Source organism: Micromonospora sp. AMSO1212t (assembly GCF_008868145.1).
Classification (GTDB): Bacteria; Actinomycetota; Actinomycetes; order Mycobacteriales; family Micromonosporaceae; genus Micromonospora; species Micromonospora tulbaghiae.
In genome coordinates, this window is sequence record NZ_WBKS01000194.1 from 1 (window position 1) to 7406 (window position 7406).

The 7406-nt window shown below is 73.3% G+C and carries 6 protein-coding genes, 5 tRNA genes and 1 pseudogene; 3 read left to right on the top strand and 9 right to left on the bottom strand.

Annotation, left to right across the window (positions count from 1 at the left end; all coding sequences use genetic code 11):
• Window positions 1–352: pseudogene (locus F8279_RS28405) on the top strand (hypothetical protein); the annotation flags it as partial.
• 63 nt (window positions 353–415) lie between these two features.
• Here the strand turns inward: F8279_RS28405 and F8279_RS28410 are convergent.
• The 3 genes from F8279_RS28410 to F8279_RS28420 form a co-directional block, all read right to left on the bottom strand.
• Window positions 416–2062 carry a PKD domain-containing protein gene (locus F8279_RS28410; protein WP_192580791.1) on the bottom strand — a complete coding sequence of 549 codons (1647 nt, stop codon included), beginning with the start codon at window positions 2060–2062 and terminating at the stop codon, window positions 416–418.
• A gap of 167 nt (window positions 2063–2229) precedes the next feature.
• Window positions 2230–2301, bottom strand: a tRNA-Val gene (locus tag F8279_RS28415).
• A gap of 11 nt (window positions 2302–2312) precedes the next feature.
• A tRNA-Gly gene (locus F8279_RS28420) sits at window positions 2313–2385 on the bottom strand.
• Between the two features lie 158 nt (window positions 2386–2543).
• Between F8279_RS28420 and F8279_RS28425 the strand changes: the two genes are divergently transcribed.
• Window positions 2544–2786: a DUF6458 family protein gene (locus F8279_RS28425; RefSeq protein WP_151501578.1), complete on the top strand. Its 243-nt coding sequence runs from the start codon at window positions 2544–2546 to the stop codon at window positions 2784–2786.
• Window positions 2787–2862: 76 nt separating this feature from the next.
• Here the strand turns inward: F8279_RS28425 and F8279_RS28430 are convergent, their stop codons facing one another.
• The 6 genes from F8279_RS28430 to F8279_RS28455 form a co-directional block, all read right to left on the bottom strand.
• Window positions 2863–3549, bottom strand: coding sequence for a hypothetical protein (locus F8279_RS28430; protein ID WP_151501579.1), 687 nt, complete (start codon window positions 3547–3549; stop codon window positions 2863–2865).
• 95 nt (window positions 3550–3644) lie between these two features.
• Entirely contained in the window at window positions 3645–5162 is a 1518-nt protein-coding gene (locus tag F8279_RS30740) for a helix-turn-helix transcriptional regulator (protein WP_225853446.1), read from the bottom strand.
• 132 nt (window positions 5163–5294) lie between these two features.
• Complete coding sequence (locus F8279_RS28440) at window positions 5295–6113, bottom strand: isocitrate lyase/phosphoenolpyruvate mutase family protein (protein WP_151501580.1); 819 nt, start codon at window positions 6111–6113, stop codon at window positions 5295–5297.
• 112 nt (window positions 6114–6225) lie between these two features.
• Window positions 6226–6300 (bottom strand) — tRNA-Val (locus F8279_RS28445).
• A gap of 13 nt (window positions 6301–6313) precedes the next feature.
• Window positions 6314–6384: transfer RNA gene (locus F8279_RS28450), tRNA-Cys, on the bottom strand.
• 34 nt (window positions 6385–6418) lie between these two features.
• Window positions 6419–6491: transfer RNA gene (locus tag F8279_RS28455), tRNA-Gly, on the bottom strand.
• A 272-nt stretch (window positions 6492–6763) separates the two neighbouring features.
• On the opposite strand from F8279_RS28455, the gene F8279_RS28460 reads away from it, so the two are divergent.
• The gene (locus tag F8279_RS28460; protein WP_091420285.1) at window positions 6764–7366 is read left to right on the top strand and encodes a TetR/AcrR family transcriptional regulator; all 603 of its coding nucleotides are present in this window, start codon (window positions 6764–6766) and stop codon (window positions 7364–7366) included.
• The last annotated feature ends 40 nt before the right edge of the window (window positions 7367–7406 follow it).

A 7406-nucleotide genomic window follows, 5' to 3' on the forward strand; every position in this document is an offset into this window, starting at 1 on the left:
CGCGGCGACGAAGAAGGCCGGTATGGACGAGCGTGCCGCGGTCGTGTCGATCGCGACGGCGTTGCAGGAGTCGAAGCTGGAGAACCTCGGCCACCTCGGCGACCGTAACGATCATGACTCGCAGGGCTTGTTCCAGCAGCGTCCGTCCAGTGGGTGGGGCACGGTGGAGCAGATCACCGACCCCGAGTACTCGACCACGGCGTTTCTGAAGGGTCTGAAGCAGGTCGACGGCTGGCAGGACATGCCGCTGACCAAGGCCGCCCAGACCGTCCAGGTCTCGGCTTACCCGGACCACTACGCCCAGTGGGAGCAGCAGGCCGCCGACCTCGTCGCCCAGCACTGGAACAAGTAAGACACGCGCGTGAAGGCCGGCACCCCGAACCCGGGGTGCCGGCCTTCTCGCGTACCCGATGGGTCAGGCCGGGGGCAGGACGAACGTCCACGTGGTGGTGGTCGTGCTGGCTGCGGCGCCGGTGGCGGTGAGTCCGCCGTAGCTGCCGGTCGGCACGCTGCTCGCCGAGTCGGCGAGCAGGCCGGTCACCCGACCGCCGCCGGTCTGCGAGGTGTTGCTGCGCACCGCCACGCCGGACGGCGGGGTGAGCGCGGTGGAGGTGCTGTCGCCGTGCAGCCAGTACGACACGGCCCAGCTCTGTGCGGCGGTCACCGGCGCGTACGGGGTGATCCGGGTGGTGGTGCTCGCCGGGTCGGTGGCCCTGGCGAAGACGGGCGCGACCGGGGCGACCCCCCGGTACGCGGCCAGCACCAGGTTGCCCTTCGCCTGACTGTCCAGGGTCACCCGGACCGCCGTTCCGGCGTCACCCGCGCTCGCCGTCTTCCACCATGCGGTGGTGGTGGCGAAGCCGCCGTCGAGCCGGTCGAGCCTGGTCCAGCCGCTCACCCCGGTCGGCTCGCCGGTGCCGGTGTGCGTGTTCTGGCTGAGCAGGAGCAGCAGCGTGTCACCGGCCTGCACGCCCGCCGGGACGGTGACCGTGTGGCTGGTCCAGTTGGCGTTCGCGGTGGCCTGGCCGACGAACGAGATCCGCTCCGGTACGGGCGCCACCGTCACGTCGACGGTCGCGGTGCCGGTGGCGCCCCGGTCGTCGGTGACGGTGAGCGTGACCGGGTAGGTGCCGGCGGCCGCGTACGTGTGCGACGTGGTCGGTACGGAGGCGGTGCCGGTGCTGTCCCCGTCGCCGAAGTTCCAGCTGTGGTCCTGGATCGCGCCGTCGGCGTCGGTGGAGGCCGCGCCGGAGAACGTGCACACCAGTCCGGAGCAGGTCGGCGTCAGCGCTGCCACCGGCGCCTGGTTGGCCGGGCCGCCCGATCCCTTCAGGATCTTCACGTAGTCGATGTCGCCGGCGAAGTAGTCGCAGGTGACCTTCGTACCGTCGCACTGGCTCTTGCCGCCGGCGGACAGCGGCCAGGTGTTCGCGATGGTGCCGGTCGGCCCGTTGAGGCGGCTGGTCCGCACGCCGTCGACGTACATCTCCACGTACGCGGAGGTGCGGTTGCAGGTGACCGTGTGCCACTGGCCGTCGGAGATCGGCACATCCGTGTAGCCGGTACGGGAGGCGCCGTCCGCGCCCCGGAACAGGCACTTCGGCTTGCCGTTCGGCGCCTCGAACTTCCAGTAGCCGCCGGCCGTGTTGCCCTGTCCCTTCTGGAGGATGTTGCCGAAGGAGTACGTGGTCCGGTAGCGGATGGTCACCGAGAAGTCCCCGGCGTCCGGGTTGAAGTCGGTGCTGTGCGGCACCAGGTCGACGTGGCCCGGGACGTACTCCTGGTCGGTGGGCAGGTGGGTGGCGAAGCGGTGGCCGGTCGCCCCGGCGTAGAGCGCGCCGGTGACCACCTCGCCGCCGATCGTGCCGTGGCGGCCGTTGCCGCTGTAGTCGGTCAGGACCGTCGACGACGCCGGCTCGTCCATGCTGAAGAACGCCGCCGTCCGCGTCGCGGTGGCCTGCGCGGGCGCGGCCGAGACCGTCACCCCGGCCGCCGCGACGACTGTCGCCACCCCTAACCGGGCGGCCGTCCGCCGCCACCGTCCCCGCTCGATCATGTGCATGTGACCGCCTCCCTGCGCATCGGGCATCACAGTGACACGCGCGGTGGCAGCGGCTGAATAACCCGCACGGTGGAGCCGGGTGACCGATGTGGCCGGTACGAACCGTCCGGTGGGATGCGTCCGCCGATCGACCGGCGGCGCCGGCGGGCGGTGAGGGTGACTCTCGGTGGGCGATACTGGGTTTGAACCAGTGACCTCTTCCGTGTCAAGGAAGCGCGCTCCCACTGCGCCAATCGCCCGGGCAATCGCGAGCGGACGACGGGATTCGAACCCGCGACCCTCACCTTGGCAAGGTGATGCGCTACCAGCTGCGCTACGTCCGCGTGCCGCCGGTTCGCGCCGGCGACGGGGTGAACTCTACCCGATGCCAAGATCGCCGTGTGGCAGGCCCCCGCCGCGCCCGGTGGCCGTGTGGTTGCGCCGCTCGCCGCCGGGGTACTGAGGCCGGTGACAGCACAACCATCCCCCGAAGGAGGCTGTCGTGGGTATCGGTACGAGCATTTTCCTGATCGCGGTCGGCGCGATCCTCACGTTCGCGCTCAACGCCAGCGTCGGCGGGGTCGACCTCGACGTCGTCGGCTGGATCCTGATGGCGGCCGGCGTCCTCGGCCTGATCATGACCACGCTGGTGTGGGGCCGTCGTCGCCAGGTGGTCACCACCGCCGAGCAGCCGGTGGAGTACCGCCGGGTCGAGGAGCGCCGGGACGTCGCCCCGCCGATGTGACAGCGACCGGGGCCGACGGAGCTGATCGGTCCCGGACCGAGCCGGCCGGATCACCCGATCCGGCCGGCTCGTTCTGCTACGGGCGCTCGTCGGCGGTGGCGGCGCGCAGCCCGTACCAGCCGATCGCGGCGACGAGCGCCACCTGGAGCAGGTAGCTCACGACGACCACCGCGCGACCGGCGTCCTGCGGGACCAGCACGAACGCCACGACGTAGACGAACGCGGCGACGACCAGCGGGCGCGGCATGGTGCGGCCGATCAGGATCCCGGCGAGCGCCAGGACGATGCCGAGGACGATCGCCACCTGGCTGCCGAGGATGGCCGGGAGCAGCCCGTCCAGTTGGTCGTTGAACACGTCGAACAACGCGCGTCCCTCCTGCTCCGGCAGGACGGCCGGGTCGGCGGCGTAGGCGAACGGCAGCACCTCGGCGGTGATCGCCAGCGCGAACACCACACCGCCGAGGCCGGCCAGGAAGGCCCCCACCAGGTTCAGCACGCCCGCGCGGCCGCGGGCGAGACCGACGATGAACACCGCCGCGGCGATCCAGGAGACGGCGTACGCGGGCCCGCCCAGGTAGAGGTTCATGGGCCAGTACGCGGACCCCAGATCGCGTACGTCGTCGTAGTGGATCGCGCCGTCGAACGGCGGCTCCCACAACATGAACAGGGTACGGCCGGCCAGGGCCAGCAGGAGCAGGACGAAAAGCGCGACGAGCGCGGCGCGGCGCAGCTTCGGTACGGGCACGGTGTTCGGTACGGGCACGGTGGGAGCCTCCGTCGATCGGGTGTCGCCCCACCGTGCCGAGACACCGCCGGCGCGGGCATCGGCCTCAACACCTATCTTCGGGAAAGCCCTGATCAGCGCCGCTGTCGTGCGTGCTCCAGCCAGATCCGCGCCGCCCGTACCCGCCGGTTCGTGTCGCCGCCCGGGGTGAGGTCGAGCTTGACGAAGATGGCGCGCAGGTGGGCGTCGACGGTGCGCTCGGAGACCACGAGCTGCGCCGCGATCCCGGCGTTGCTGGCGCCTTCGGCGAGCGCGGCGAGCACCTCACGCTCGCGCGCCGTCAGCCCTCCGACCGATGCCGGACCGACCGATGCCGGAACCGCACCGGCCGACGCCGGACCGTGCACTCCCGCACCGGCCGACGCCGGGGCGTGCGGTGGCGCACCGGAGGCGTCCGGCGCGGCCTCCACTGCCGCCCTGCCCGGGCCCGTCGTCTCGACGACATCCGCCGTCCCCGCCGCATCGGGCGTTCCGGCGTGCGGTGGCGCGTCGCCTACCGCCGTACCCTCCGCGCCGCCTCGCGGCGTCACCGGCGCTACCGCCGACACTGCCGGCGCGGCGGTGAGCAGCGCCGCCAGCCGGCCGGCGCCGGCCCACGCCCCGCCACCCACCACGACAGTCAGCGCGGACACGACCAGGGCGACCGAGGTCGGGCCCAGGGACGAGCTCGGAGCGGCGACGAGCGTGCCGACGCCGACGACCAGGAGGGCCGCGGCGGCCAGGCCGGTGGCGCGCACCACAGTGCCGACCCGGCGAGGCTCGGTGGCGCCCCGGGCGGCGGTGACCGCGCAGGCCACGGCGAACACGGCGGTGCCGGACAGGGCCACCAGGAACGCGACCGAGCCCAGCGACGGCTCGACGTCACCGGGGGCGCGGGCGATCGCGAGGAGCAGGCAGAAGACGACAGTCAACGGCGCCGCGGTGGTGGCCGCAGCGGCCACGCCGAGCCGTGCCCGCACGGTGTGGTGCGAGCCGAGGGCGGCCCGCCAGAGCGTCACCGGCAGCAGGAGCAACGCCGCCACGCCCAGCAGGGTGACGGCGGCGCCGACCGGAGCGAACGCGGTACGCCAGGACTCCCCCGCGATAGTCGGCAGCCCGTCGAACGGCTCGGTCGCCGTCGTCAGCAGCGCGTTGACGAGCGTGGCCGCACCGAGGACGAGACCCACGTACCGGTGCGCCTTCGGGGTGACAGTGCCGGTGCGGACGGCGGCCGAGGCGGTCAGTTGCAGGAGCGCGAGCGGCGGGATCCACGCCGAGTTCCACGCCGCGACGGCCGGACCGGCCCACCGGTGCCCGGCCGCGACGGTGGCCACCGCCAGGACGGCGAACCCCAGGTACGCCAGCAGCGACGCGGCGAGCCAGGTCGCCAGCCGCCCGGCGGCGCGGTGGCCCGACCGGGCGAGCCGGGACGCGGCGACTGCCGCGGCCACTGCCGCCACGGCCAGGGCGAGAGTGCCGGCCGGCTCGGTCGCGAAGCCCCCGTGACCGGCCGCACCCAGGCCGGCGAGCGCGACGACGCACGCCCCCGCCGTGGCCCCCGTGACGACGGGCAGGCCCAACAGCGCGGGCACCGGGCGGACGGAGGCGGTCACCCGCGGCTCCCCCGCCGGGGCGACCTGGCACCCGGCCGTCGAACGGCGGTTTCCCGGATCGGAGGCGCGACGGCGGACACCGCACCATTCAACCCGGTACCCCGCCCCGCGGTCGATGCCGTGCCGTCCGGGTCAGCTCCGCATCAGCTCGTTCAGCGCGTCGAAGTCGAGCCCGCCGGCGAGCGCGCCGTACGTCCCGACGCCGAGCACCTCCGCCGCCGCCCGCTGGGCCACCGCGTACGCGGCCTCGGCCAACGCCGGTCCGATGCTCACCCGGGCCACACCGAGCGCGGCCAGCTCTGCGATCGGCGGCGCGCCCGGCCCGGCCAGCACGTTCAGCGGCGCCGGGATCGCCGCCGCCAGCGCGGCCACCGTCTCCGGTTCCACGGTTCCGGGTACGAAGATCCCGTCCGCGCCCGCCGCCAGGTACGCCTCGGCGCGCGCGACCGTCTCGGGTACGCCGCCGGCGCCGCGCAGATACGTGTCCACCCGCGCGTTGACGTACAGCGGGATGCCGGCGCGGTCGGCGGCGGTCCGGACCGCGGTGAGCCGGGCGACCTGCTCGTCGAACGGGCGCAGCGGGCCTCCGCCGTCGTGCCGGGAGTCCTCCACGTTGACGCCGACGGCCCCGGCCGCGAGCACTGCGGTGATCGTCTCGGCGACCTCTTCGGGGCTGTCGCCGTACCCGGATTCGACGTCGGCGGTGACCGGTACGCGGACCGCGCCGGCCACCCGGCGGATGACGTCGACGGCGGTGTCCCGGGAGAGCGCGTCGCCGTCGGGGGCGCCGCGGCTCCACGCGACCCCGGCGCTCGTGGTCGCGACCGCGCGGGCGCCGGCCGCGGCGACGATCCGGGCGCTCAGCGCGTCCCAGGCGTTGACCAGGATCAGTGGTTCACCGGGCAGGTGCAGGGCGCGGAACTGCCGGGCTCGGGTCTGCTGATCGTCCACCGGGCCAGTCTGGGCGGGGTGTTCCGGCCGCGGCAATGGCCAGCGGCGCGGCACTGGACTGATCGATGACGACGAGAAAGGCCGTGTCGAATGATCGACACGGCCTTTCCGCTGGTGGGCGATACTGGGTTTGAACCAGTGACCTCTTCCGTGTCAAGGAAGCGCGCTCCCACTGCGCCAATCGCCCTCGTCTAATGCCGAGGTGGAGACGGGATTTGAACCCGTGTACACGGCTTTGCAGGCCGTTGCCTCGCCTCTCGGCCACTCCACCGAGGTTGCCCCCGAACTGCGTGGCGGCATCTCCGAGCGGACGACGGGATTCGAACCCGCGACCCTCACCTTGGCAAGGTGATGCGCTACCAGCTGCGCTACGTCCGCACGCCCCCGGTGTTATCCGGTGACGGATGAGAACTTTAGCCGAGCTCGGAACGGTTGCCAAATCGGGTCCCCTTCCGGCGCGTCCGGCTGTGGCCGCCACCGCGCCCCGCAGGTTTCCTAGGCACCTGGGTGGCTGCCCTCCGGGCCGGGAGGCAGGGCCGCGACCTGCGGAATCCGCTCGGCGAGCCGAGTGTCCGGCATCCGACTGTCCTGCCGCCGACCGGCCGTCTCGGTAACTCCCCGTGGTCATACGGATGGGTTACCGTAACGCCGTGACGAGACGAGCCGCCGAGATCCGCCTGGACGCGCTGCTGCGTACGGCCTGCGAGGTGATCGCGGAGCGAGGGCTCGCCAACACCCGCACCGCGGACGTGGCCGAGGCCGCCGGGGTCAGCCAGGCGCTCGTCTTCTACCACTTCGCGACGAAGGACCGCCTGCTCGCGCAGGCCTTCGCGTACGCGGTCGAGCAGGATCTGGCCCGCCTCGACGCCGTGCTGCGCTCCTCCGCCCCGCCGCTGGCGAAGCTGCGCCGGATGCTGCGCCTCTACGCGCCGACCGGCCGGGCCACCTCCTGGTCGATGTGGATCGACGGCTGGGCGGAGTCGCTGCGTACGCCGGAGTTGGAGAAGCTCTCCCGCCGCCTCGACCTGCGGTGGCGGCAGGATCTCGCCGCGGTGATCACCGCCGGGGTCGCCGAGGGCACGTTCGACTGCCCCGACCCGGCCGGCGCGGCCTGGCGGATCAGCGCGGTGATGGACGGGCTGGCGGTCCAGCTCGCGGTGCACGAGCGGGTGATCACCCGCCGGCAGATCGCCGAGTGGATCCGCCTGGTGGCCGCCAGGGAGCTGGGCCTGGAGCCCAGCCAGCTCGACTGAACACCCCACCCGCGGCGCGTCAGTGCCAGCGAGGGCGGGG